The sequence below is a fragment of the Kocuria rosea genome, assembly GCF_006094695.1.
In the GTDB taxonomy this organism is placed as follows: domain Bacteria; phylum Actinomycetota; class Actinomycetes; order Actinomycetales; family Micrococcaceae; genus Kocuria; species Kocuria rosea.
In genome coordinates this window covers 1,520,645-1,545,979 of sequence record NZ_CP035103.1, presented here as the reverse complement: position 1 = coordinate 1,545,979, position 25,335 = coordinate 1,520,645, and the positions used below count along the sequence as shown (strand labels likewise).

22 protein-coding genes and 1 tRNA gene are annotated in these 25,335 nt (G+C 73.6%); 2 read left to right on the top strand and 21 right to left on the bottom strand.

Annotated features, from left to right (window positions below; all coding sequences use genetic code 11):
• Nucleotides 1-51 precede the first annotated feature (51 nt).
• The 7 genes from atpB to EQG70_RS07100 all read right to left on the bottom strand — a co-directional run bounded on the left by atpB (nucleotide 52) and on the right by EQG70_RS07100 (nucleotide 6,566).
• Nucleotides 52-846 carry a F0F1 ATP synthase subunit A gene (gene atpB / locus EQG70_RS07130; protein ID WP_109243480.1) on the bottom strand — a complete coding sequence of 265 codons (795 nt, stop codon included), beginning with the start codon at nucleotides 844-846 and terminating at the stop codon, nucleotides 52-54.
• Between the two features lie 33 nt (nucleotides 847-879).
• Nucleotides 880-1,269, bottom strand: coding sequence for an AtpZ/AtpI family protein (locus EQG70_RS18495; RefSeq protein WP_017833263.1), 390 nt, complete (start codon nucleotides 1,267-1,269; stop codon nucleotides 880-882).
• A complete protein-coding gene (locus EQG70_RS07120; RefSeq protein WP_109268029.1) occupies nucleotides 1,266-1,700 on the bottom strand; it encodes a hypothetical protein in 435 nt (144 codons plus the stop codon). The genes EQG70_RS18495 and EQG70_RS07120 overlap by 4 nt, the downstream gene beginning before the upstream one ends.
• Nucleotides 1,697-2,809 carry an MraY family glycosyltransferase gene (locus EQG70_RS07115; RefSeq protein WP_232035279.1) on the bottom strand — a complete coding sequence of 371 codons (1,113 nt, stop codon included), beginning with the start codon at nucleotides 2,807-2,809 and terminating at the stop codon, nucleotides 1,697-1,699. Before EQG70_RS07115 ends, EQG70_RS07120 begins: the two co-directional genes overlap by 4 nt.
• Nucleotides 2,806-4,734, bottom strand: a complete 1,929-nt coding sequence (locus tag EQG70_RS07110; RefSeq protein ID WP_017833266.1) for a polysaccharide biosynthesis protein — start codon at nucleotides 4,732-4,734, stop codon at nucleotides 2,806-2,808. The genes EQG70_RS07115 and EQG70_RS07110 overlap by 4 nt, the downstream gene beginning before the upstream one ends.
• Nucleotides 4,735-4,804: 70 nt before the next feature.
• Entirely contained in the window at nucleotides 4,805-5,644 is an 840-nt protein-coding gene (locus EQG70_RS07105; RefSeq protein ID WP_017833267.1) for a glycosyltransferase, read from the bottom strand.
• Nucleotides 5,645-5,648: 4 nt separating this feature from the next.
• Nucleotides 5,649-6,566, bottom strand: coding sequence for a glycosyltransferase (locus tag EQG70_RS07100; protein ID WP_109268030.1), 918 nt, complete (start codon nucleotides 6,564-6,566; stop codon nucleotides 5,649-5,651).
• A gap of 238 nt (nucleotides 6,567-6,804) precedes the next feature.
• Between EQG70_RS07100 and EQG70_RS07095 the strand changes: the two genes are divergently transcribed.
• Nucleotides 6,805-7,776 carry an NAD-dependent epimerase/dehydratase family protein gene (locus tag EQG70_RS07095; RefSeq protein WP_031283606.1) on the top strand — a complete coding sequence of 324 codons (972 nt, stop codon included), beginning with the start codon at nucleotides 6,805-6,807 and terminating at the stop codon, nucleotides 7,774-7,776.
• A 48-nt stretch (nucleotides 7,777-7,824) separates the two neighbouring features.
• On the opposite strand, the gene EQG70_RS18830 is transcribed toward EQG70_RS07095, so the two are convergent.
• The 9 genes from EQG70_RS18830 to argS all read right to left on the bottom strand — a co-directional run bounded on the left by EQG70_RS18830 (nucleotide 7,825) and on the right by argS (nucleotide 20,055).
• Nucleotides 7,825-8,868: an L-threonylcarbamoyladenylate synthase gene (locus EQG70_RS18830; RefSeq protein ID WP_306460802.1), complete on the bottom strand. Its 1,044-nt coding sequence runs from the start codon at nucleotides 8,866-8,868 to the stop codon at nucleotides 7,825-7,827.
• A complete protein-coding gene (gene prmC / locus EQG70_RS07085; protein ID WP_095651911.1) occupies nucleotides 8,865-9,764 on the bottom strand; it encodes a peptide chain release factor N(5)-glutamine methyltransferase in 900 nt (299 codons plus the stop codon). The genes EQG70_RS18830 and prmC overlap by 4 nt, the downstream gene beginning before the upstream one ends.
• 14 nt (nucleotides 9,765-9,778) lie before the next feature.
• Nucleotides 9,779-10,861 (bottom strand): peptide chain release factor 1, encoded by a 1,083-nt coding sequence (prfA, locus tag EQG70_RS07080; RefSeq protein WP_095651910.1) that lies wholly within the window; start codon nucleotides 10,859-10,861, stop codon nucleotides 9,779-9,781.
• A gap of 31 nt (nucleotides 10,862-10,892) precedes the next feature.
• On the bottom strand, nucleotides 10,893-13,091 hold the full coding sequence (rho, locus tag EQG70_RS07075) for a transcription termination factor Rho (protein ID WP_109268032.1): 2,199 nt from the start codon (nucleotides 13,089-13,091) through the stop codon (nucleotides 10,893-10,895).
• Between the two features lie 325 nt (nucleotides 13,092-13,416).
• The gene (thrB, locus tag EQG70_RS07070; RefSeq protein ID WP_109268033.1) at nucleotides 13,417-14,367 is read right to left on the bottom strand and encodes a homoserine kinase; all 951 of its coding nucleotides are present in this window, start codon (nucleotides 14,365-14,367) and stop codon (nucleotides 13,417-13,419) included.
• A 6-nt stretch (nucleotides 14,368-14,373) separates the two neighbouring features.
• Nucleotides 14,374-15,483, bottom strand: coding sequence for a threonine synthase (gene thrC, locus EQG70_RS07065; protein ID WP_017834411.1), 1,110 nt, complete (start codon nucleotides 15,481-15,483; stop codon nucleotides 14,374-14,376).
• A 125-nt stretch (nucleotides 15,484-15,608) separates the two neighbouring features.
• Nucleotides 15,609-16,931: a homoserine dehydrogenase gene (locus EQG70_RS07060; protein WP_109268034.1), complete on the bottom strand. Its 1,323-nt coding sequence runs from the start codon at nucleotides 16,929-16,931 to the stop codon at nucleotides 15,609-15,611.
• Nucleotides 16,932-18,380 (bottom strand): diaminopimelate decarboxylase, encoded by a 1,449-nt coding sequence (lysA, locus tag EQG70_RS07055; RefSeq protein ID WP_109268035.1) that lies wholly within the window; start codon nucleotides 18,378-18,380, stop codon nucleotides 16,932-16,934.
• A 4-nt stretch (nucleotides 18,381-18,384) separates the two neighbouring features.
• Nucleotides 18,385-20,055 carry an arginine--tRNA ligase gene (gene argS / locus EQG70_RS07050; protein WP_031283503.1) on the bottom strand — a complete coding sequence of 557 codons (1,671 nt, stop codon included), beginning with the start codon at nucleotides 20,053-20,055 and terminating at the stop codon, nucleotides 18,385-18,387.
• A gap of 105 nt (nucleotides 20,056-20,160) precedes the next feature.
• Between argS and EQG70_RS07045 the strand changes: the two genes are divergently transcribed.
• Nucleotides 20,161-20,236, top strand: a tRNA-Arg gene (locus EQG70_RS07045).
• A 61-nt stretch (nucleotides 20,237-20,297) separates the two neighbouring features.
• Here the strand turns inward: EQG70_RS07045 and EQG70_RS07040 are convergent.
• The 5 genes from EQG70_RS07040 to EQG70_RS07020 all read right to left on the bottom strand — a co-directional run bounded on the left by EQG70_RS07040 (nucleotide 20,298) and on the right by EQG70_RS07020 (nucleotide 25,171).
• Nucleotides 20,298-21,674, bottom strand: coding sequence for an APC family permease (locus EQG70_RS07040; RefSeq protein ID WP_109268036.1), 1,377 nt, complete (start codon nucleotides 21,672-21,674; stop codon nucleotides 20,298-20,300).
• A gap of 58 nt (nucleotides 21,675-21,732) precedes the next feature.
• Entirely contained in the window at nucleotides 21,733-22,104 is a 372-nt protein-coding gene (locus EQG70_RS07035) for a hypothetical protein (protein WP_109268037.1), read from the bottom strand.
• 141 nt (nucleotides 22,105-22,245) lie between these two features.
• The gene (locus EQG70_RS07030; RefSeq protein WP_017834405.1) at nucleotides 22,246-23,073 is read right to left on the bottom strand and encodes an ABC transporter ATP-binding protein; all 828 of its coding nucleotides are present in this window, start codon (nucleotides 23,071-23,073) and stop codon (nucleotides 22,246-22,248) included.
• 3 nt (nucleotides 23,074-23,076) lie between these two features.
• A complete protein-coding gene (locus EQG70_RS07025; protein WP_031283500.1) occupies nucleotides 23,077-24,015 on the bottom strand; it encodes an ABC transporter permease in 939 nt (312 codons plus the stop codon).
• Between the two features lie 151 nt (nucleotides 24,016-24,166).
• Nucleotides 24,167-25,171, bottom strand: a complete 1,005-nt coding sequence (locus EQG70_RS07020; RefSeq protein ID WP_017834403.1) for an ABC transporter substrate-binding protein — start codon at nucleotides 25,169-25,171, stop codon at nucleotides 24,167-24,169.
• Between the last annotated feature and the right edge of the window lie 164 nt (nucleotides 25,172-25,335).

Below are 25,335 nucleotides of genomic sequence, written 5' to 3'. Positions count from 1 at the left end.
TTCGAGGATGGACTGCGGGGTCCGGCCGGGGCCGGGGCTGCTCCACCGGCGTCAGTGGCCCTCTTGCAGGGCACCCTGGACGTACACGGCGAAGAGGAGGGTGAAGATGTAGGCCTGGAGGACCTGGATCAGGATCTCCAGGAAGTAGATGAACACGCCGAGCACGGTCGAGCCCAGGGCGACGACGCTGATGGCGCTGGCCTGGGAGAGCAGGTAGCCCGTCATGGACGCCGCGACCATCAGGGCGAGGTGACCGGCGAACATGGTGGCGAACACACGCAGGGCGTGCGTGACCGGGCGGATGATCAGGTTCGAGAGGAACTCGATCGGGATGAGGAAGATGTAGAGCAGCTTCGGGACGTCCGGCGGCATGGTCATCTTGCCCATGAAGCCGCCGAGGCCGTGGCGCTTGATGCCCATGAAGACCCAGGTGACGTAAGCGATGCCGGCCAGGACGTAGGCGGAGCCCGCGTAGGAGAGGGTCGGCAGCTGCAGCACCGGGATGGAGCCGAACAGGTTGTTCACCAGGATGAAGAAGAAGAACGTGAACAGCAGCGGGACGTAGGGGCGGAACTCCTTCTCACCGATGATGTCCCGGCCGAGGTGGTTGCGGACGAACCCGTAGCCGCTCTCCGCGAGGTACTGCGACTTCGACGGGACGAGCGCGTTGCGGCGGATGGCCCACATGAAGAAGCCGGCGATCAGGACGACCGACAGGAGGATCAGCAGCGTCTGCTTGCCGAACTCGAAGGTGCCCAGCGCGAAGAACGGCGGCAGGTGCATCTCCTCGACGGTCGGGGCGGTGAATCCTCCGGTGGCGGGGAGCCTGATGAGGGCGGCGTTCAATGCGGGTCCTTTCTGCAGTGCTCTGGCCGGTGGTCACGGTCGGGGCGCCGAGTCCGGGCCGGACTGGTGCGGGTTGTGTGGATCTCGCCCATCGGAGGTCAGGCTGCGACGCAACCCCTCCTGCATGTGGAGGTACACGACGTAGATCCCGGAGGCGGCGCCGATGCACGCTCCCAGGACCACGATCCACCGGGTTCCCAGCACGCGATCCGCACCCCACCCTACCAAACTCCAGAACCCCATCCCGATCACCACGTAGAGGAGTGTCGTGAGACCTCCGGAGAGCCCTCCGCCCTCCACGAGCTCCCCCGCGGTGCGCAGTCCGGGGCGCTCCCCGGGCCCGTCCTGCGGGGCCCCGGGGCCCTCCTCCGGCGGGGGCGTTCCGTCCGGGCGGGCCGGGTCGTCGCGGTCATCCGCGCTCATGGTCGTCCGTGCTCATGGTCGTCCTGCTTCCTGTCGTCCGGGGTCCTGCCGTCGCGCGTGCCGTCGCCGGCGGGGCCGGGTGCGCCCGGGCCGTCCGGGTGCTCGGCCGCTGCCCGCCGCCGGGCCTCCAGCACCGGCTCCAGGGCGGTGCGGGTGCCGCGGGCGCCGGCGCGGGCCGCGAGCGCCAGCGAGACGACGATCGCGGCCAGCACCCCGGCCGCGCCCCAGCCCGGGACCAGCCAGCCGGGGGCCGGCACGGTGAGCAGGACCCAGCCGAGCAGGAGCACCTTCAGCACGTACGTCGCGGCGAGCACGGGGGCGGCGACCGGCCCGTCCGTCCCGGCGGTGGCCCGCGCCACGAGCACGGTCACCAGGTGGCTCGCGGTGATCAGCCCCGCGCCGAGCAGGACGCTGAGCAGGGCCGCGCTCACGGGCGGGTCCCCGTCCGGGAGCGGACGCCCGCACGGCGCCCGAGCAGCGCGGGCAGCACCAGGTAGAGCGCGAGCACCGCCAGCACGAACGCGCCGGCCACGGCCGTGGCGACGGGCCCCGTGCGCAGGCCCACGACCGAGGCGACGCTGACGAGGACGGTCGCGGCCGTGACGACGAGCGCGGAGCCCGTGTGGGACAGGCCCACGTCGGTGAGCTGCTGGTAGACGTGCTGGCGGTGCGGCCGGTACCAGGCCTCCCCCGCGCGGACGCGGCGGAGCAGGGTCACGGAGGTGTCGGCCACGTAGACCGCGAGCGGGGGCAGGAGGTACTCGACGTAGACGCCGGAGAGGAAGGCCGCGACCGCGATGCCGGCCAGCGAGCCGCCCAGCAGGTAGGAGCCCACGTCGCCGAGGAACACGGTGCCGCGGCCGAGGTTCCAGGGCAGGAACCCGACGAAGCCGCCCGCCACGGCCAGGCCGGCGGCGATCATCCACGGCAGGTCGTTGGAGGCGCCGGCCCAGGCGTACAGCAGCCCCGCGGCGAGGCCGTGCAGCCCCGAGATGCCGTTGATCCCGTCCATGAAGTTGGCCATGTTCACGTAGGCGGCGATCGCGAGGGTGCCCACGGGCAGCCACCAGGCGGAGGTGCCGAGCACCGCGACCAGGACGGCCGTGGCGGCCAGGCCGATGCCCAGCTGCGCGGCCAGGCGCGCTCGCACGGACACGCCCCGGTAGTCCTCGGCCCAGCCGAGGGCGGCGAACAGCCCGGTCACGGCCAGGACCACGAGCGCGACGGAGCGGTCGACCTCGATCGCGCCGGTGAGCAGGGCGGAGCCGTAGGCGGCGAGCACGGCGAGGGCCACGGCCAGGCCCATGCCCCGCACGACCGTGCGGTGGTGGGAGGAGCGCTCGTTGGGGACGTCGAGCACGCCCCACCGGGCGAGCAGCGGCTTGACGGCCAGGGGCAGCAGGAGGCTGAGCACGAGGGCAGGGACACCGACCGTGAGGACGAGCTCCCCCAGCCGGCGCAGCTCCTCCGGGTCGGGGGCGGCGCCCGGGTCGGTGAGGTCGAGCCCGGCGGGGAGCAGCACGACCGGGGCCGGGCTCACGACGCCCGCCCCGAGGAGCTGCGCGGGCGCTGGACCGACGTGGGCGGCGGCTGCGTGGACGGTCTGACGACGGGGATCGTGCCCGTGTAGACCATGCCGCCGCGCACCTTCCAGGTGTGCCGGTCCAGCTGGGCGGGGTCGAGGCGGTCGGCGCGCGCGTGGGAGATCTTGGGGTGGAAGGGCCGCTCGTCCTTCTCGCCGAGGCCGATGAGGTCCTCGTGCAGCTTCTCCCCCGGGCGCAGCCCGGTGATCTCGATCTCGATGTCCTCGCGCCCGCTCATCACGCGCAGCCGCTCGGCGATGTCCATGATCCGCACGGGCTCGCCCATGTCCAGGATCAGCACCTCGCCGCCGCGGGCGATCGCCCCCGCCTGGATCACGAGCTGGCAGGCCTCCGGGATGGTCATGAAGTAGCGGGTGGCCTCCGCGTGCGTCACCGTGATCGGGCCGCCCTGCCGGATCTGCTCGGTGAAGAGGGGGAGCATCGAGCCCCGGGACCCGAAGACGTTGCCGAAGCGCACCGAGACGTACCGGCGCCCGGTGCGGTCCGCCATCCACGCGGTGAGCTTCTCGGCGACGCGCTTGGAGTGGCCCAGGGCCGTGGTGGGGTTGGCGGCCTTGTCGGTCGAGATGTTGACGAAGACCTCGACCTCCGCCTCCTCCGCGGCCTGCAGCACGTTGAGGGTGCCGACGACGTTGGTCTTCCACGCCTCGTCCGGGTACTGCTCGAGCAGGGACACGTGCTTGAGGGCGGCCGCGTGGAAGACCACCTGGGGGCGGCGGTCGCGGAAGATCGCCCCGACGGACTCCGGGTCGCGGATGTCGGCGAGGACGGTGTCGCGGCCGTCGAGCAGGCCGCGCCCCGTGATGGAGATCTGGGTGCCCTGCAGCGCGGACTCGTCGCGGTCCACCATGATCAGCTCGGCGGGCTCGAAGCCGACGAGCTGGCGGCACAGCTCGGAGCCGATGGAGCCGCCGGCGCCGGTCACCAGGACGCGGCGGCCCTTCACGTAGCCGGCGATCTCCTCGACGTCGATGTCGACGGGGCGGCGGCCGATGAGGTCCTCCATGCTGATGTCCCGGAAGTCCGCGCCCTGGTGCTTGGCGGTGAGCACCTCGCCGAGCGGGGGCATGGTCATGACCCGGATCCCGGTGCCGGCCACGGCGTCCGCGACCCGGTGCATGATCCGGGGGTCCGCACCGGACATCGCCACGATCAGCACCGAGGCGCGGGTGCGGGCCATGACGTCGCGGAGGTCGTGCAGGGTGCCGAGCACGGGCACGGAGGAGATCCGCAGGTGCTTCTTGGCGGGGTCGTCGTCGAGCAGGGCCACGGGCAGGAACTCCGAGTGCGGGTCCTGCATCATCCGCTGGATGAGGAAGGTCCCGAGGTAGCCGGCGCCGTAGACCACCACGTGCTGGGCGGAGGCGCCCGGACGGGCGGAGGCCTCCTGGTACATCCGCTTGAGGTAGCGGAAGGCGGCCATGAACAGGCACGCGAAGGGGAACGCGATGAGGGCGGTGGAGCGCGGGATGCCGATGCTCGTGCCCACCACCAGGAGCAGCACCTGGACCACAGCCGTGACGATGAGGGTGACCACCACGAGGAGCTTGGCCTCATCGAAGCTGCCGAAGGAGTACCGCCCTTTGTACAGGGCGAAGGAGAAGCCGACGACGAGCTGGGCGGCCACGGCCACGAGGGACACCAGCAGCAGCCCGGGGGCGCTGATGAACTGGAGCTCCATCTCGTAGCGCAACACCAGGGCGAGCACGAGGGCCACGACCCAGGCCACGGAGTCCAGCAGCATCTGGATCCACAGCCACGCCACGGGCCTGTCCTGCGGGGCGCCGCGGGGCGGGAACCCCGCGGCGGGACCCCCGGGGGGCACCGCCGTGCCGGCGGTGCGCTCGGGAGAACCACTCATCGCAGAAGTTCCTTTCGTGGTCGGTGCCGGAGCCGGGGGGCCGGGCGGGGAGGGTGCCGGTGCGGGACGGTCAGGGGCGGGGTGCGCCGACCATGGCCCGGTAGGCGAGCTCCCGGAGCCGGGTGGGGACGAACCGGTAGCCGCCGCGCACCACCACGTTGCGCACCCATTGTAGGAACCCGACGTGGCCGATCCCGCGCAGGCGGGCCTGGAGGGCGAGCTCCGCGCGGAGCACGCGCCATCCGCCGCGCCGCTCGTAGGAGCCCGCCGAGACCCGGTAGCCGACCAGCGGTTCGGCCACGTTGCGCACGTCGGCGCCCGCGCGCAGCATCCGCACCCACAGCCAGTAGTCCTCGGCCAGGGGCACGTGCTCGTAGCCGCCGGCCGCCCGCACCGCCGAGCGCCGGAACACCACCGTCGGGTGGCTCACGGGGTTGCGGCGCCGGGAGACGGAGAGGATGTCCCGCTCCCCCACCGGTGCGCGGCGCAGGGCGATCGGGGTCCGCTCGTCGTCGCCGATCTCGTGCATCGACGAGCCCACCAGGTCGGCCCCGGCCTCGATCACGGGCAGCTGCACCGCGAAGCGGCGGGGGTAGGAGACGTCGTCGGCGTCGGCGCGGGCCACCACGTCGTGCCGGCACCGGTCCAGGCCGGCGGTGAGCGCCGCGGTGAGGCCCTCGTTGCGCTCCAGGTCGACCCGCACCACGGGCACGGGGAGCTCGCGCACCAGGCGGTCCAGCTCGGCCTCCAGCGCCGCGGGGACGGGGCCGTCCCGCACGACGACGAGCTCGGCGGGCCGGCGCCGCTGCTCGACGGTGGCCGACTCGGCCGCCCGGCGCACCCGCTCCGCGGTGTCGGCGCGGTAGACGGGCATGAGCACGGAGAACTCGAGCGGGGGGTGCGGGCTCACGGGGTCACCGCGGCCCGCCGAAGCCGCGGCCGCGCATCCCGCCGGCGTAGCGGCTCGCCCAGGACGCGAGACCGCGCACGTCCCGCCGGCGGAGGTAGAAGAGGGGGTAGCCGACGAGGTCGGCCCCGAGCTGGACGACCCGCTTGTACCGCCACGTGGTCCAGCCCCGGTTGCGGAAGAAGTGCTCGCGCTTGAACTCCGTCCCGGGCACCGCGACCTTGAGCCGGCCGGGGACCACGACGTGCTCCTCGTCCCAGCCCGGCGGGTGCGCCACGGCGGTGCGGGTGGTGGTGCCGAAGGGCAGCCCGGAGCGGCGCAGCCGCACCAGGAAGTCGACCTCGTCGCCGCGCAGGAAGAGCTTGAGGTCCGGCAGCCCGACCGTGAAGAAGACGTGCTCGGCCATCAGGGCGCCGTTGAAGAAGGTGGCGTAGCCGGGCAGGAAGCCGAGCGGCTCCAGGTCCGCCCGGGAGTGGGTCATCCGCCCCTCGAGGCGGTAGGAGAAGGCCAGCGCGCCGTGGTCCTGGGGTGCCACGACGAGCGGGGAGACGACCGACAGCTCCCGCCGCGCGGCCTCCTGCAGGAGGATCTCGAGGCAGTCGGGGCCCTCCGGGTGGGCGTCGTCGTCCATGAGCCACACCCGGTCGGCACCGGTGGCGAGCGCGGTCAGGATCGCGAGGGAGAACCCGCCGGCCCCGCCCAGGTTGGCGAGGGAGCGCACGAGCTCGAGCGCGAACCGGCCGCCGATCGCCTCCTCGAGCACCTCCCGCGGCAGCGCCTCGCGCCCCGCGTCGACGAGGCACAGGGAGGCGACGGGCACCGTCTGCTCCCGCAGCGCGGCGACGAGCGCGAGGACGTCCTCGTGCCGGTCCTGGGTCACGCAGGCCACCGCCACCGTGGGGGTGGGCGTGGGGTCGGACGGCATGCGGCTCCTCCAGGGGGTGACGGGCTGTGCGGTGACGGGCAGTGCGGGAACGGGTGCGGGGTCCGGCACGGTGCCGCGGGCGGGCGCCGGAACGTGCCGAGTCTAGCAAGCGGCGCCCGGACGGCCGGGCCGGCGGGCCGCGTCGCCCCGCCCCGGCGGTGGGCCGGTCTGTACGATGAGCGCAGGAATCCGGGCCCGGACGACGGCGACCGGAAGCGACCGGCAGAGAGGAAGCACCGTGACATCGACGACGTGGGCAGTCCTGGGAGCGACGGGGTTCGTGGGTTCCGCGACCGTGGCCCGGCTGCAGGCGGACGGCCAGACGGTGGTCCCGGTCTCCGCGCCGCGGCTGGGGTCCGGGGCGCGCACGGTCCACCACCTGCTCCAGCAGGCCGGCCGGCTCGAGTCCGTCATCGACTACCTCGCCGAGTCCTTCGCCGGTGCCCACGTGGTCGTCAACGCGGCGGGCCTGGCGGCCCCGGACCAGACGCACGAGGAGTCCCTCGTGGGGGCGAACGCGCTGCTGCCGGTGCTCGTGGCGCTCGCGGCGCGCCGCACGAGCGTGCGCCGGATCGTGCACGTCAGCTCCGCGGCCGTCCAGGGCGACGTCGACGTCCTCGACGAGACGCCCACGGTCCGGCCGTTCTCCCCCTACTCCTTCTCCAAGGCCCTGGGCGAGAGCGCGCTCCTGAAGCTGCGCCGCGACTGGGCGGGCGAGGACGGAGCACCCGCGATCACGGTGCTGCGCGCGACCTCGGTGCAGGGCTCCGGCCGGCGCACCACCGCGCGGCTGGCCCGCTTCGCGTCCTCGCCGCTGAGCTCGGTGGCCGGCGACGGCGGCGCGCCCACCCCGGTGACGTCCGTGCACGCCCTGGCCGAGTTCGTCTCCCGGGTCGGGCGCCACGGGGAGGCGCTGCCGCCGGTCGTGCTGCAGCCCTGGGAGGGCGCCACGACCGGCTCCATCCTGCGGGACGCGGGCCGCCGGGAGCCGCGCCACCTCCCCGTGCTGCTGTGCCGGCTCGTCGTGGACGCCGGGTTCGCGGTCTCGGCCCTGGCCGGGCACCGGTGGCACGGCGTGTTCCGCCGGCTCGAGGTCACCTGGTTCGGTCAGCGCCAGGTGCGCGGCTGGGCGGAGGAGCACGACGCGGTCCCCGAGCCGCGGATCAGCGAGGTCCTGCGCCAGGCGCACCTGGCCGCCGGCCGGGGCTGAGCCCCGCAGAGCTGCTCGGGGCCGCGCCGGGCCGCTCCCGGGACGGGCTCAGGCCTCGCCGCTGCCCCGCGCCACGAGCCGGGCGGCCTCCTCGACCGGCAGCGGCCGCGGCTGCCCCGGCGCCCCGGGCCGCTGGACGCGCGTGCGGTCCTGGTCCACGGCCGGGCGAGCGCCCGCCGCGGAGCGCGCCACGAGCGCGGCGGCCAGTCCCTGCGCCGTCGCGGCCCGCGCCGGCCCGGGCGCCGGAGGCTGCCGGTCCGCGGGTGCGGCCGCGCCCGCCGGGTCGGCGGGCTCCGCCGCGGGCGGCACGGCCTCCGGATCGGGCTCGCTCACGGCGTGCGATCCCGAGGCCGCCGGGCGGCCGGCGCCGGGCTCCGCGGGTCCCGCACCCGGCGCGGGAGCGCTGTCGAGCTCCTCGTCGCCGTCCGCCGGCACCACCGAGGGCACCACCGAGCGCAGCCGGGCCAGGCTCACGGTGCCGTGGCGCACCAGCAGCGGGGTCTCCCCCGTGCAGTCCACGATCGTGGAAGGGACCGGGTCCCGGTCGGCGGGTCCGCCGACCGGCCGCGGGCCGCCGTCCAGGTAGAGCTCCACGGAGTCCCCGAGCATGTCCACCGCGGCCCCGGCCGTCGAGGCGGCCGGGTGGCCGGTGCGGTTGGCCGAGGACACGGCCAGCGGGCCGCTCTCGATGAGCAGCGCCTGGGCGAGCTCGTCGTCGGGCACCCGCAGGGCCACGGTCCCGTGGGTCTCCCCCAGGTCCCAGCCCAGCGAGGGGTGGGAGTGGAAGATCAGGGTCAGACCGCCGGGCCAGAAGGCCCGGGCCAGCGCGCGGGCGTCGTCGGAGACCTCGTCGGCCAGGCCGTCGAGCACCCCGGCGTGGGCGATGAGCACGGGCGGGGGCATGGCCCGGGACCGGCCCTTGGCGGCGAGCAGGGTCGCGACGCCCCGGGCGGAGAACGCGTTGGCCCCGATCCCGTAGACGGTGTCGGTGGGCAGGACCACGCACGCGTCGGCCGCGAGGGCGCGCGCGGCGTGCTTGAGCCCGGCGGTGCGCTGGGCGATGCTGCTGCAGTCGTAGACGGTGGAGTTCACGGCGTCCATTCTCCCATTCCGGTCGTGCGGGCGCGGCCCTGAACGGGCGTCCGGCCGGCCGTGGCCCGGTCCCGGCCCGTCAGGTCCTGGTGGCCCTCGACGTCCTCGAGGCCCGCGGCGCGGAAGGCGTGCGCCACGGCGCGGGCCTGCACCTCGGCGTGCTCCATGACGAAGAACCCCCCGGGGCGCAGCAGCCGCAGGGCCGAGGCCAGGGCCGCCCGCGGGAGGTCGAGCCCGTCCTCCCCGCCCCCGTACAGGGCGAGGTCGGGGTCGTGCTCCCGGGCCTCCGGCTCGCGCGGGACCGCGTCCGCGGGGATGTACGGCGGATTGGAGACCACCACGTCGCAGCGCCCCTCGAGCTCCGGGAACGCGGTGCGCAGGTCGCCCCGGACGAGCTCCGCGCGCGTACCGCGCAGGTTCTCGGCCGCCCAGGCGTGGGCGGTCCCGGACAGCTCCACGGCGTGCACGCGGGCCTGCGGCACCTCGTGGGCCACCGAGGCGGCGATCGCCCCGGAGCCCGTGCCCAGGTCCACCACGTGCGGGCGGTGCACGCCCGCGGCCAGCTGCTCGCGCAGCTCGTCGACCACGGCCTGCACCACGGTCTCCGTCTCGGGCCGGGGCACGAACACCCCGGGCCCGACCGCCAGCGTCAGGTAGCGGAAGTGGGCGACGCCCGTGAGGTGCTGCAGCGGGATCCGGCGGGCACGCTCGGCCACGAGCTCCGCGTACCCCGCGGGCTCGTCCCCGCCGATGATGGCTCTCGCCTCGACTTCCCCCCGGGACAGCCCGGTGAGGTGGCCGGCGAGCAGCAGCGCGTCGGTGCGCGCGGAGTCGATCCCCGCCTCGGCGAGCACCTGCTCCGCCCAGCGCACCGCCTGGCCCAGTGACCTCGTCATCCCGGGGCCCCCGCTCAGCCGTCCTGCTGGCCGATGGCCTCGAGCTGGGCCTGCTCGTCCATCTCGATGGCCGAGCGCACGACCGGCTCGAGGTCCCCCGCCATGACGTGGTCGAGGTTGTACGCCTTGTACCCGGTGCGGTGGTCGTTGATCCGGTTCTCGGGGAAGTTGTAGGTGCGGATCCGCTCCGACCGGTCCATGGTCCGGACCTGGGAGCGGCGCTGCGCGGCGTTGTCCGCGTCGATCTGCTCCTGCTGGTGGGCCAGGATGCGGGCGCGCAGCACCCGCATCGCGGCCTCGCGGTTCTGCAGCTGCGACTTCTCGTTCTGCATCGCCACCACGATGCCGGTGGGCAGGTGGGTGATGCGGACCGCGGAGTCCGTGGTGTTCACGGACTGGCCGCCGGGCCCTGAGGAGCGGTAGACGTCGATCTTCAGGTCGTTCTGGCTGATCTCGACCTCCTCGGGCTCGTCGACCTCCGGGAAGACGAGCACCGCCGCGGCGGAGGTGTGGATCCGGCCCTGCGACTCGGTGACGGGCACGCGCTGGACGCGGTGCACCCCGCCCTCGTACTTCAGCCGCGCCCACACGCCCTCGGCGGGGTCCGTGGCGTTCGACTTGATCGCCACCTGCACGTCCTTGTAGCCGCCCAGGTCGGAGTCGTTGGTCGAGATGAACTCGGTCTTCCAGCCGCGGGACTCCGCGTACTTGAGGTACATGCGCAGCAGGTCCCCGGCGAAGAGCGCGGACTCGTCGCCGCCCTCCCCCGCCTTGACCTCGAGGATCACGTTGCGCCCGTCGTCGGGGTCGCGCGGGACGAGCAGCCGGCGCAGCTTCTCGCGGGCCGCCGCGAGCTGCTCCTCGAGGGCCGGGATCTCCTCCGCGAACTCGGGCTCCTCGGCGGCGAGCTCGCGCGCCGCCCCCAGGTCCTCCTCGAGGCGGTGCACCCGGTGGTGGGCCTCGACGATGCCGTTGAGCTCGGCGTAGCGGCGCCCGAGCTTGCGCGCCCTGCCCTGCTCCGCGTGCACGGCGGGGTCGGCGAGCTGGCGCTGCAGCTCGGCGTGCTCGTCGAGCAGGGACTGGATGGGATCCGGCATGGGGCGCTCCTTCGGAGGCGGCGGGGGCGTGCTAGCGGTCGCTCTCGGCGCGGGCCGACAGCGTGGTCTTCTGCACCTGGAGCAGGAACTCGGTGTTGGACTGGGTGTCCCGCAGCTTGTTCGTGAGCAGCTCGAGGGCCTGCTGCTGGTCGAGCCCGGAGAGGACGCGGCGCAGCTTCCACATGATCTTGATCTCGTCCGGGGAGAGGAGGTTCTCCTCGCGGCGGGTGCCCGAGGAGTTGACGTCCACGGCCGGGTAGATCCGCTTGTCCGCGAGCGAGCGGGACAGGCGCAGCTCCATGTTGCCGGTGCCCTTGAACTCCTCGAAGATGACCTCGTCCATCTTGGACCCGGTCTCCACGAGGGCGGTCGCGAGGATCGTGAGCGAGCCGCCGTTCTCGATGTTGCGGGCCGCCCCGAAGAACTTCTTCGGCGGGTACAGCGCCGCGGAGTCCACGCCGCCGGAGAGGATGCGGCCGGAGGCGGGGGCCGAGAGGTTGTAGGCACGGCCCAGGCGGGTCATGGAGTCCAGGAGGACCACCACGTCCATGCCCATCTCCACGAGCCGCTTGGCGCGCTCGATCGCGAGCTCGGCGACCGTGGTGTGGTCGTCCGCCGGGCGGTCGAAGGTCGAGGCGATGACCTCGCCCTTGACCGTGCGCTGCATGTCCGTGACCTCCTCGGGGCGCTCGTCGACGAGCACCATCATGAGGTGGACCTCGGGGTTGTTCGTGGTGATCGCGTTGGCGATCGCCTGCAGCATCAGCGTCTTGCCGGCCTTCGGCGGGGAGACGATCAGCCCGCGCTGGCCCTTGCCGATGGGGGCGACGAGGTCGACGACGCGGGGCCCGATCTTCTTGGGCTCCGTCTCGAGGCGCAGGCGCTCCTGCGGGTACAGCGGGATCAGCTTCCCGAAGTCCACGCGGTCCTTGTTCTCCTCGGTCTTCTTGCCGTTGACCGTGGTGAGCTGGACCAGCGCGTTGAACTTCTGCCGCGTGGCGTTCTGCTGCTCGCCGTCGCGGGGGGCGCGGATGGCGCCGACCACGGCGTCGCCCTTCCGCAGGTTGTGCTTCTTGACCTGGGCGAGGCTGACGTAGACGTCGTTCGGGCCGGGGAGGTAGCCGGAGGTGCGCACGAACGCGTAGTTGTCGAGCACGTCCAGGATGCCGGCGACGGGCAGCAGGACGTCGTCCTCGGTGAACTCCGTGTCGTCGACCTCGGGGCCGGTGCTGCGCCCGCGGCGGTTGCGCCGCTCGTTGCGCTCGGCGCGGTCGTTGCGGTCGCTGCGGTCCCGGTCGCGGTCGTTGCGGTTGCGGTTGCGACGGCTGCGGCGGCTGCCGCCGTCGTCCTGGCGGTTGTCCTGACCCCGGTTGTCCTGACCGCCCTTGTCCTGCCGGTTGTCCTGGCCGCCCTTGTCCTGCCGGTTGTCCTGGCCCTTGCCGTCCTGGGACTTCCCGCCCTCGGACCGGCCGTCGCGCCGGCCGCGGCCGTCGCCCCGGTCCTGGCCACCCTTGTCCTGGCGGTTGTCCTGGCCCCGGTTGTCCTGGCCGCGGTTCTGGTTGCGGCTCCGGTCCTGCTTCGACTGGTCGTCGTCACGGCCCTCGGCGGAGGAGCGCGCCTCGTCGGTCTCCTGCCCGGAGTCCTGGCCCCCGTTGCCCTGGCCGTTGTCGTCGCGGTTGCGGTTGCGGCGGCTGCGGTTGCGGTTGCGGCCGCCCTCGCTCTCGGCGCCGGAGGAGTCCTCGGCGGGAGCGGGCTGGTCGGCCGGCTGCTGCTCGGTGGCGCCCTGCGCCGCGGTCTGCTGGGCGGCGTCCTGCTGCTCGGAGCCCTGCTGCGCGGGGACGGACACCACACCGGTGCTCGTGGCGCGGCGGGAGCGCGAGCGCCGCTGCGGCTGGCCGCCGTCGGCGCCCTGCGCGGCGGAGGAGTCCTCGCCGGTCGTGGCGGCGGCCGGGGCGGCGCCCTGGTCGGCGCCGCCGTCGGCGGTCTTCTCGACCGTCTGCGCGATCTTCTGCTCGACGGCCTGGTCCCGGTCGGCGACGGCGCCGCCGCGCTGGTGGGCGGCGATCGCGTCGACCAGCAGGCTCTTGCGCATCCGGCGGGCGCCGGTGATCCCGAGCTGGGAGGCGAGCGCCTGCAGCTGGGCCAGCTTGAGCGCGGACAGTCCCGCGTTCCGGGGGTCGCTGGTGGTGGTCTCTTCCGTACCCGTGGAAAGGTCGGTGGTCTCGGTCACGAAGTGTCCTTCTCCCTCGGTGGGGGGCCCATGGATCTCAGAGTCCAGGACCGTGGATGGTTCCCGGCGGGCCGCGATCGCGGGCCGCCTGCGGCGGGGCGCACTTCAGGGCGCGGCAGCCTGGGCGAACAAGGTGTCACCCGGAGATCATGGTGCGCTCCGGTCCGTGTCGGTGCGGGCCGGGGCGCCGACGGCATCGAAGAAGCCGGTGCCGGCGGGGGATCACCGGAGGATCTGAGGCGGTGGAGCCGAGGACCCCGGGGCATCCGACCGGGGCGCTGCCCCTCATGATGCCCGCTGTCCTCGCCGCGCCGGGCGCGGTCTCCTACCCCTGGATCTGCTGCGGGTGCCTCTCCAGCTTAGCACCCTGACCGTCGACGCGCAGACGGAGGACACGCCAGGAGACGGAATCGGCCCCGGGGGCGGCGAGCTCCGTGAGGGCCTGCTCCGTCTCCTGCGCCTGGTCCCGATCCCCAGCGAGGACCAGGACGGTCGGCCCGGCCCCGGAGATCATGGCCGGCAGCCCGCGGGCCCGCAGCGCGGCCATCAGCCGCGCGCTGGGGGGCATGGCCGAGGCCCGGTACGGCTGGTGCAGCCGGTCCTCGGTGGCGGGCAGCAGCAGCTCGGGGCGCCGCGTCAGGGCTTCGACGAGCAGGGCCGTCCGCCCGGCGTTGACCGCGGCGTCGTGGTGCGGGACGGTCGCGGGCAGCAGGGAGCGGGCGAGGCGGGTGGGGACCTCGAAGTCGGGGATCGCCACCACCGGCACGACGTCCTCGTGGACGGTCACGGGGGCGCTGCGGTAGCCGTCCGCGTCGGTCCACGAGATCACGAGCCCCCCGAAGAGGGACGGGGCCACGTTGTCCGGATGGCCCTCCATCGCGGCGGCGACCTGGAGCAGGCGCCGGTCGTCGAGGGCTCGCTCCGCGGGCAGCAGCGCGTTCGCCGCGAGCACGCCGGCCACCACGGCCGAGGCGCTCGAGCCCATCCCGCGGCCGTGCGGGATCCGGTTGGTCGCCTCGAGCCGCAGCCCCGGCAGCTCCTCGACGCCCGCGGCCCGGAAGGCGGCCCGCATGGCGCGGACCACCAGGTGCTCCTCGGACCGCGGCACGGACGCGGAGCCCTCCCCGTGCAGCTCGAACTCCAGGCCGCCGCCGGTCACGGTGACGGCGAGGTCGTCGTAGTGGCCCAGGGCCAGGCCCAGGCTGTCGTAGCCAGGGCCCACGTTGCCGGTGGAGCCGGGGACGCTCACCGCTACCCGCTGGCCGATCTCGAACATCCGGGACTACTCCAGGCCCAGCGCGGCGGCGACGGCGACCACGTCGAAGGGCACGCGCGTGGGCTCGGCCAGCGAGGGGTCCTCCCGCTCGGCGGCCTTGATCGCCCACTGCGGGTCCTTGAGACCGTGGCCGGTCACGGTGATGACCACCGTCTGCCCCGTGGGGGCCTCCCCCGCGGCGTGCTTCTGGAGCAGGCCGGCCACGCCCGCGGCGGAGCCCGGCTCGACGAACACGCCCTCCTTGGCCGAGAGCCACCGGTGGGCGGTCAGGATCTCGTCGTCCGAGACGGAGCCGATGAGCCCGCCGGACTCGTCGCGGGCGGCGATCGCCGAGTCCCAGGACGCGGGGTTGCCGATCCGGATGGCGGTCGCGATGGTCTCGGGCTCCGTGACGGGGTGGCCGAGGACCAGCGGGGCCGCGCCCTCGGCCTGGAAGCCCCACATCACGGGCAGCTTCGTCGAGACGGCCGGCAGCTCCCCCGCCGTGGCGGAGGCGTAGGGCCGGGCGTACTCCTGGTAGCCCTTCCAGTACGCGGTGATGTTGCCGGCGTTGCCGACCGGCAGGATGTGCAGGTCCGGGGCGTCGCCGAGGGTGTCGACCACCTCGAACGCCCCGGTCTTCTGGCCCTCGATCCGGTACGGGTTCACGGAGTTGACGAGGAACACGGGGTAGGACTCGGAGAGCTTGCGGGCCACCTCGAGGCAGTTGTCGAAGTTGCCGTCCACCTGGATGATGTCCGCGCCGTGCGCCACGGCCTGCGAGAGCTTGCCCATGGCGATCCGCCCCTCCGGCACGAGCACCGCGCACGTGAGCCCGGCCTGCTTGGCGTAGGCCGCGGCGGAGGCGGAGGTGTTGCCGGTCGAGGCGCACACGACGGCCTCGGCGCCCTCCTCCTTGGCCTTCGTGATCGCCATGGTCATGCCCCGGTCCTTGAACGAGCCGGTCGGGTTCATGCCCTCGAACTTCAGCCAGACGGTGTTGCCGGTGAGCTCCGAGAGGGCGCGCGCCCGGATCAGCGGCGTACCGCCCTCCCCCATCGTGATGACCTCGGTGGAGCCGGAGACCGGCAGCCGGTCCCGGTATTCGTTGATGACGCCCTGCCAGACGTGTGCCATGTGCTGGATCTCTTCCTGTGGACTCGGTGGTGCGGGGGGGGTGCTCGTGCGGGGTGCTCGCGGGGGGCGTGCGGCGGCACCCCCTCCGGGTGCGGTGCCGCCCGCAGGCGGCACCGCGGGGCGGATCAGTCGGCGTGCTCCACACGGATCACGCCGGCGACCTCCTCGACGAAGGGCAGCTCGCGCAGGGCGTCCACCGTGGCCACGAGGTCCTTGTTCGCGCCCCGGTGGGTCACGAGCCGGATCTCCGAGAGCTGCGGGTCGCCGTGCGGGTGGTCCGTCTGCTGCATCGTGAAGATCGACACGCCGTGGTCGGCGAAGACCTGGGCGATCCGCGCCAGGACGCCGAGCCGGTCCTGGACCGTCAGGGTGATCGAGAAGCTCGTGCGGACGTCGTCCATCGGCGCGGCGGCGAGCTGGGCGTGGGGGTCCGCGCCCTGGGCCGGGCCGCCGAGCACGAGCCGGCGCGCGGCCGAGACGAAGTCGCCCAGCACGGCCGAGGCGGTGGCGGCGCCGCCGGCGCCCGCGCCGTAGAACATGAGGGACCCGGCGTTCGCTGCCTCGACGAACACGGCGTTGTAGGCGCCGTGCACGCCGGCCAGCGGGTGCTCCCGCGGGATCATGGTCGGGGTGACCCGCAGGTTCACCCCGCCCGGGCAGCGCTCGCACACCGCCAGGAGCTTGATGACGTAGCCGGCCTCGCGGGCGGCGGCGACGTCCGCGGCGGTGACCCCGGTGATGCCGCGGCAGTACACGTCGTCGATGGTGAAGGTCGAGTGGAAGGCCAGGGACGCGAGGATCGCGGCCTTCGCCGCGGCGTCGTGGCCCTCCACGTCGGCGGTGGGGTCCGCCTCGGCGTAGCCGAGCTCCTGCGCCTCGGCGAGCGCGTCGTCGAACTGCGCGCCGGTGGTGTCCATCTGGTCGAGGATGTAGTTCGTGGTGCCGTTCATGATGCCCAGCACGCGGTCCACCCGGTCCCCCGCGAGGGAGTCCTGCATGGGGCGCACGATGGGGATCGCCCCGGCCACGGCGGCCTCGTAGGACAGGGGCACGCCGGCGGCGTCGGCCGCGTCCTGGAGCTGGCGGCCGTGCCGGGCGATGAGGGCCTTGTTGCCCGAGATCACCGGCTTGCCGGCGTGCAGGGCCCGCAGGATGCGGCTGCGGGCCGGCTCGATGCCGCCGGTCAGCTCGATGACCACGTCCGCGGCGTCGACGAGGGCCTCGGCGTCGGTCGTGAGCAGCTCCTCGGGCAGCTCGACGGTCCGCCGGGCGGCGAGGTCGCGCACGGCGATGCCGATGAGCTCCACGGGCGCGCCCACGCGGGCGGCGAACTCGGGGCCGTGGTCGAGCAGGGTCCGGGCCACCTCGGCGCCGACGTTGCCGGCACCGAGCAGGGCGACCTTCACGGTCGAGGACGGGCGGGTGGTCTCAGGGGTCGAGGCGGTCAATCAGGCTCCCAGGTCGCGGGCGAACAGGTCTTCTTCGGTCTCGCCCCGCACGATGAGCCGGGCCTCCGGCCGGTCGCCGGCGGCGCGCACGGCGACGACCGGCGGGCGGGCGATCCAGTTGTAGTTGCTGGACAGGGCCCAGCAGTAGGCGCCGGTGGCGGGCACGGCCAGGACGTCCCCGGGGGCGAGGTCCTCGGGCAGGTAGACGTCCCGGACCACGATGTCCCCGGACTCGCAGTGCTTGCCCACCACCCGGGAGAGCACGGGGGCCCCCTCGGCGCGGCGGTTCGCGAGCACGGCCGTGTAGTCGGCCCCGTAGAGCACGGGCCGGGCGTTGTCGCTCATCCCGCCGTCCACGGAGACGTACCGGCGCTGCGCGCCGGACTCCGCGGTGACGGTCTTCAGGGTGCCCACGGTGTAGAGGGTGCACGCGGCCGGCCCGGAGATCGCGCGGCCGGGCTCGATGGACAGGTGCGGGACCGCCATCCGCAGGGACCGGGCCGTGGTGGCCACCTGGTCCGCGAGGGCCTCGGCGATCTCGCGGGCCGGGCGGGGGGTGTCGGCCTCGGTGTAGGCGATGCCGTAACCGCCGCCGAGGTCGAGCTCCGGGAGGGTCAGGCCGAAGCGCTCGTCGGCGGCGGCCATGAAGGCGAGCACCCGCTCCGCGGCCATCCCGAAGCCGTCGGCGTCGAAGATCTGGGAGCCGATGTGGCAGTGGATCCCGCGCAGGTCGAGCTCGGGCTCCAGGACGCACGCGGCGACGGCCTGCATCGCGGGGCTGTCCCCCCCGCCCTCGGGCGGGGCGAGGGACAGGCCAAACTTCTGGTCCTCGTGGGCGGTGGCGATGAACTCGTGCGTGGACGCGTGCACGCCGGGGGTGACCCGGATCAGCACGGGGGCAACGACGCCGAGGGTGCGCGCCAGGTGGGCCACGAGCTCGATCTCGGCGAGGGAGTCCACGACGATCCGGCCGAGGCCGTGGTCGAGGGCGCGGGTGATCTCGGCGGCGGACTTGTTGTTGCCGTGCAGGGCGATCCGGGCGGGCTCCATGCCGCCGCGCAGGGCGACGGCCAGCTCCCCGCCCGAGGCGGTGTCCACGTTGAGGCCCTCCTCGCGCAGCCAGCGCACCACCTCGGTGGTCAGGAAGGACTTGCCGGCGTAGTAGACGGAGACCTCGGCCCCGATCCGCGCGAACGCCTCGGTGAAGGCAGCGCGGAACTCGCGGGCGCGTGCCCGGAAGGTGTCCTCGGAGTAAATGTAGGAAGGAGTGCCGTAGCGCTCGGCGAGCTCCGGGACGGGGATCCCCGAGACGGCCAGCACGCCGTCCTCGCCGCGGCGGAACGCCTCGGGCCAGATGACGGGGTCGAGGGCGTCGAGGTCCTCGGGGACGCTGAGCCAGGCCGGCGCCAGGGGGGAGCCCCCGGTGCGGGTGGTCGGGTCGGCGGTCATGCGATCACATCCTCTCCGGCGCGGACACGCCGAGCACGCCCAGGCCATTGGCCAGGACCTGGCGTGCGGCGTCGTTGAGCCACAGGCGGGTGCGGTGCAGGTCGGTGACCTCGTCCTCGCCCTGCGGCGCCACGCGGCAGGCGTCGTACCAGCGGTGGTAGGTCCCGGCGAGCACCTCGAGGTGGCGCGCCACGCGGTGCGGCTCGCGGAACTCGGCGGCCTGGGCGAGCACCGACGGGTACTGGCCGAGGGCGGCCAGCAGCTCCCCCTCCATCGGGTGGTCGAGCAGCGAGGCGTCGAACACGGCCTCCCCCCGCTCGTCCGTGCGGGCGACCCCCGCCGCCTCGGCGTTGCGCCCCACCGCGCACGTGCGGGCGTGGGCGTACTGGACGTAGAACACCGGGTTCTCGTTGGAGCGCCGGGTCAGCAGGCCCAGGTCGATGTCGATGTTGGAGTCCACGGAGAAACGGGTCAGCGAGTACCGGGCGGCGTCGACGCCGACGGCCTCCACGAGGTCCTCCATGGTCACCACGTTGCCGGCGCGCTTGGACATCCGCACGGGCACCCCGTCCTTGACGAGGTTGACCATCTGGCCGATGAGGACCTCGACCCGGTCCGGGGCGTCGCCCAGGGCGGCGGCGGCGGCCTTGAGCCGGGCCACGTAGCCGTGGTGGTCGGCGCCGAGCATGTAGATGCACAGGTCCGCGCCGCGGTCCCGCTTGTCCTTGAAGTAGGCGATGTCCCCGGCGATGTAGGCGGCCTGGCCGTCGGACTTGATGACCACCCGGTCCTTGTCGTCGCCGTAGGCGCTCGAGCGCAGCCACCAGGCGCCGTCCGCGAAGTAGAGGGCGCCGGAGGTCTTGAGCTGCTCGAGGAGCTTCTCCACGGCGCCCTGGTCGAACAGGGACTGCTCGTGGAAGTACACGTCGAAGTCCACGCCGAAGTCGTGCAGCGAGGACTTGATCTCGGCGAACATCAGCTCGACGCCCGCGGCGCGGAACGCCTCCTGGGGGTCCCCGGAGTCGAGGACGCCGGGGTTCTCGGCGACGATGCGCGCGGCGATGTCGGTGATGTACTCCCCGCCGTAGCCGTCCTCGGGGGCGGGTTCGCCCTGGGCGCGGGCCAGCAGGGAGCGGGCGAAGCGGTCGATCTGCGCGCCGGCGTCGTTGAAGTAGTACTCGCGCACCACGTCCGCGCCCTGCGCCTCGAGCACGCGGGCAAGGGAGTCGCCGACCGCGGCCCAGCGGGTGCCGCCCAGGTGGACGGGGCCGGTGGGGTTCGCGGAGACGAACTCCAGGTTGACGGACGTCCCGGCCAGCGACCGAGCCCGGCCGAAGGCCTCGCCCTGCTCCACGACGGTGCGGGCGATCTCCCCGGCGGCGGCGGCGTCCAGGGTGATGTTGAGGAAGCCTGGCCCGGCGACGTCCACGGCGGCCACGCCCGCGGTGCCCTGGAGGCGGTCCCGGACCACGGCGGCGACGTCGCGCGGGGCGCGCCCCACCTTCTTGGCCAGCTGCATGGCGACGTTGGTCGCCCAGTCCCCGTGCTCCCGGTTCTTCGGTCGCTCGATCCGCACCTCCGGCAGCGGAGCGCCGTCGGCGAGGGCGAGGTCGCCCCGGGCCACGGCGTCCTGCAGGCATGCGGATACGGCGAGAGAAAGTTGTTCTGGAGTCACCGGACCAGTGTAACCGGGCGCCGTGGAGCGCCCGCGCCGAGTGGTCCACGAGCACCCCGCGAAACCTGCTAGTATCGTCGAGGTTCATCGCTGCGGCGGTGAAAGGCCCGCGTAGCTCAGGGGATAGAGCGTCTGCCTCCGGAGCAGAAGGCCGTAGGTTCGAATCCTACCGCGGGCACCACTCGGGACGAAGGCCCCGGACCACTTGGTCCGGGGCCTTCGTCGTGCCCGGCCCGGGCCGGTCAGCGGCGCTCCGCGGGTCGGCCGGTGCCGGCGCCCCGGCCCCTCGCCTCCTCGGCCCGCCGGTACCGGACAGGCTGCCCGCCGCGGACCCGGGCGACGGCGTAGAGCAGCACGCCCACGGCGAGGACGATCCCACCGCGTGCCCACACCCCGGCCTCCAGCTGGGTCAGCAGCACGAGGCAGGACAGGACGGCGAGCACCGGCAGGGGCGTCCAGGCACGGAAGTGCCGGTGCTCGACCGCCTCCCGGCGCAGCACGAGGACGGCGACGTTCGTGCTGATGAAGACGATGAGCAGCAGCAGCACCACCGTCTCCGCCAGCACGGCCACCCCACCGGTGAGGGTCAGCGCCAGCGCGGCGAGGGTCGTGACGACGATGGCCACCCACGGGGTGCCGCGGCCCGGCAGGACCCGGCCCAGCACGGCGGGGAAGAGTCCCTGCACGGCCATGCCGTAGGTGAGGCGGCTGGCCATGATCATGGTCAGCAGGGCCCCGTTGGCCACCGCGACCAGGGCGAGGAGGCTGAACAGCCAGCCGGGCACCGGGACCCCGGTGGCCGTCACCACGTCCAGCAGCGGGGCGCTCGAGGACTCCAGCCGGTCGGCCGGCAGGGCCACCGACGCCGCCGTGCCGACCAGCACGTACATCGCCCCGGCCACCAGGAGGGACCCGAACAGGGCCCGGGGGTAGACCCGCGACACGTCGCGGACCTCCTCGGCCATGTTGGCCGAGGTCTCGAAGCCCACGAAGGAGTAGTACGCGAGCAGTGCGGCGCCCAGCACGCCCAGCAGCGGGTCGACGTCCTCGCCGAAGCGCACCGCGCGCCCGACGTCGCCGCCCCCGCCGCCGAGCATCACGGCGACGGCCACGACGACCAGGACCAGCCCCGAGACCTCGAGCGCCGTCATGACGACGTTGGCGCGCAGCGACTCCTTGATCCCGCGCGCGTTGAGCAGGGCGATGGCGACGAGGAACACGATGGCCCCGGCAGCCGGGGGCACGTCCACGAAGACCGCGAGATAGTCCCCGCTGAAGGCCAGGGCCAGCGCGGACGCGCTGACCACGCCGGCGGTGAGCATGCAGAAGCCCACGAGGTAGGGCACGATCGGGACGCGGAAGGCGCGGTGGGCGAAGACCGCCGCCCCGCCCGCCCGCGGGTACTTGGTGACGAGCTCGGCATAGGACGCGGCCGTCAGCAGGGCCAGCAGCAGCGCCACGAGCATCGGCGCCCAGGTGACGCCGCCCACCTCCCCCGCGATGATGCCCACGAGGGCGTAGACCCCGGCGCCGAGGACGTCTCCGAGGATGAACAGGAACAGGAGGGGCCCGGTGATGTGCTTCTTGAGGCCCGGACCGTCAGCAGGCTGATTGAGCATGGGACGAGTCTAGGCCGACCGCCCGGCGCAGGAGGCCGGGGCCCCGGTCGTGGGCCCGTCAGTCGCGGGCGCCGGGGTCCCGGCGCCCCGGGCCGCGGAACTCGTCCGGGTCGTAGGGGCGCACGGGCCCGTCGCCGAACTGTTCGTCGAGCAGCCGGTCCTCCTGGCTGGGACCCTCCCCCGCCGAGCGGCGCCAGTTGAACCCGGCGATCGACAGGGCCCCTCCGCCGAGCAGGGTCACGGCGCCCACCACGACGACCACCACCGCGCGCCCGCTCAGGCCCGTCCCGTCCTCCGCCGAGACGCGCGCCAGGTGGTGGATGGCCTCGGGCACGGTGAACGTGGAGACGAACAGGGCCACCACGCCCACGGCCAGCAGCCACCCTCCGGTGCGTCGGCGGGCGTGGTGCGGGTCGGGGGTCTGGCTCACGGGGCTGCTCTCCTGGCCTTCTGGACGTGCTGCTGGGCTCTGCCGGGCGGACCGCCCGGCGACGCGCGACGGGGCGGGCCGTGCCCGGCCCGCCCCGTCCTCGTCCGCGCCGGTCGTGGACCGGCGGCCGGTGCCGTCCGGTCAGGAACCGTCCTCGGTCTTGACGCTCTCGAACAGCGTAGCGTCGTCGAACGCCTCCTGCCCCGCCCCGGGCTGCAGCCGGCGGAACTGCTCGAGCAGTCCGGGCACCGTCATCGACTGCTTCTGCGCGGCGTCGAGCTCGAAGAGGATCCGGCCCTCGTGCATCATGATGAGCCGGTTGCCCAGGCGCAGGGCCTGGTCCATGTTGTGCGTGACCATCACCGTGGTGAGGTGCTGCTCGGCCACGATGTCCGCGGTGAGCCGGGACACGAGGTCCGCGCGCTGCGGGTCGAGGGCCGCCGTGTGCTCGTCGAGGAGCAGGATGCGCGGCTCGGAGAACGTCGCCATGAGCAGGGACAGCGCCTGCCGCTGGCCGCCGGAGAGCAGCCCCACCTTGGCGCCCAGCCGGTTCTCCAGGCCCAGCTCGAGGCTGGCCAGCTTGTCGCGGAAGAGCTGGCGGCGGGCGCTGGTGAGCCCCGGGGCGAGCCCGCGGGACTTGCCCCGCTGGTACGCGATCGCCATGTTCTGCTCGACCGTCATGGTGGGCGAGGAGCCCTTCATGGGGTCCTGGAACACGCGGGACAGGTACCGGGCGCGCTTGTGCTCGGGCAGCCGGGTGACGTCGGTGTCGTCGACCCGCACCGTGCCGGTGTCCGGGATCAGGCTCCCCGAGATGGCGTTGAGGATCGTCGACTTGCCGGCGCCGTTGGAGCCGATGACGGTGAGGAAGTCGCCCTCCGCCAGGGTCAGCGAGACTCCGGCGAGGGCGCGCCGCTCGTTGACGGTCCCGGCGAAGAACGTCTTGTGGACGTTGTCGATGGTGAGCACGGCTCAGGCACCTGCCTTCGTGGTCGCGGGGGTGTCGGTGAGGTCGTCGACGAGCCGCGCCGCCTCGCTCGCCAGGTGCCGCTCCCTGCGGCGCCGGAAGAACTGCAGCTGGGGCACCACGAGCGCGGCCACCACGAGGACCGCGGAGATCAGCTTCATGTCGGACGGGTTGAGGCCCGCCTGCAGGGCCACGGTGATGACCAGACGGTAGACGACCGAGCCGAGGACGACGGCGAGGGTCGCCATCACCACCGTGCGCGAGCCGAAGAGCCCCTGGCCGAGGATCACGGAGGCGAGGCCGACGACGATGAGGCCGATGCCCATGCCGATGTCGGCGAAGCCCTGGTACTGGGCCACGAGGGACCCGGCGAGGCCCACGAGCCCGTTGGACAGGCACAGGCCCAGCATCTTCTGGTGGTCCGTGTTCACGCCGAAGGAGCGGATCATCTCCGGGTTGTCGCCGGTGGCCTGCATGGCGAGGCCGGCGTCCGTGTAGAGGAACCAGTCGAGGAGGACCTTGACCACGGCCACCCCGAGCAGGAACAGGGCGATGCCGATCCACGTCCCCTGCACGCCCATCTCGGCCAGCGGGGTGAAGACCGTGTCCTCGCGCAGCAGCGACAGGTTCGCGCGCCCGTCCATGACGCGCAGGTTGATGGAGTAGAGCGCGGTCATGGTGAGGATGCCCGCGAGCAGCCCGTTGATGTGGGCCTTGGTGTGGAGCAGGCCCGTGATGAGCCCGGCGAGCGCACCGGTCAGGAAACCGGCGGCGGTGGCGAGCCAGGGGCTGCCGCCGCCGAGGATGATCATCGCCGTGGTGGCGGCGCCCGTGGTGAAGGACTGGTCGACCGTCAGGTCGGGGAAGTCGAGCACCCGGAACGTGAGGTAGACGCCCAGCGCCATGACCGCGTAGAGCAGTCCGAGTTCGATACCGGCTATCACTTCTGCTGGATCCGTTCTGGTTGGTGGGAGACGGGGGCCGTCCGCCGATCGGGCGGGCGCGTCCTCCGTCGGAGGGGTGCCGCGGGGGCGGGGGCCGGGCGGGCCGGCGTCCGGGGTCTCCGGACGCCGGCGCCGTCCCGGCCGCCCGGGACTACTCGATGACCTGGTCGGCGGAGTCCTGGAGCTCCTGGGGGACCTCCACGCCCATCCGCTCGGCGGCCTGCAGGTTGATGATCAGCTGCGTGTCCTCCTGGGACTCGACGGGCATGGAGGCGGGGTCCCCGCCCTCCTTGAGGATGCGCACGGCCATCTCGCCGGTCTGGCGGCCGAGCTGCTCGTAGTCCAGGCCCTGGGTGATGAGGGCGCCGCGCTCCACGGAGTCGCCCTCGCCGGCGATGAGGGGGATCTTCTTGGACTCGGCGGCGGAGATCACGGCCTCGAGGCCGGAGACCACCTTGTTGTCGGTGGGCACGTAGATGGCGTCGGTGTCCAGGGACTCGGCGGCCTGGGCCACCTCGGAGGTGTTGGTCACCGACTTCTCGACGACCTCCAGCCCCTCCTCCGCGGCGGCCTCCTTCGCGAGGTCCACCTGGACCTGGGAGTTGGTCTCGCCCGAGCTGTAGATGATGCCCACGGACTCCGCCGCCGGGTCGAGCTGCTTGATCAGCGCGATCTGCTCGGCAACCGGGTTCATGTCGGTGGTCCCGGTGACGTTGCCGCCGGGGCTCTCGAGGGAGTCGACCAGCCCGGCCTCGACCGGGTCGGTGACGGCCGTGAACAGCACCGGGCGGTCGGTGACCGACTGGGCCAGGCCCTGGGCGGACGGCGTCGCGATCGCCAGGACGAGGTCCGCGTCGGAGGACGCCATGTTGGAGGCGATGCTGGTGGAGGTGCCCTGATCCCCGGAGGCGTTCTGGAGGTCGACGGTGAGGTTCTCCCCCTCCGTGTAGCCGCCCTCCTCGAGCGCGGCGAGGAAGCCCTCCCGGGCGGAGTCGAGCGAGGGGTGCTCCACGAACTGGCTGATCCCGACGGTGGCCTCCTCGGCGGCCTCGCCGCCGCCCCCGCCGCCGGCGGGCTCGGTGTCGGAGCCGCCGCAGGCCGTGAGCAGCAGGGCGGTGGAGGCGAGGGCCGCCGTCATCGGGAACAGTCGCTTCATGGTGGGTCCTTTCGGGAACGAGTGGTGTCAGCGATATTACCTTCCGTTCGGTCACAAAATGAGAGGCAGCTCACAAGTGGTGACATAACGGCTCCGACGGCGTGTCGGCGGTGCCCGATCGTCCACCGGGACCGGGCCCTCCGCGGCCCGCGTCCCCGGTAGGA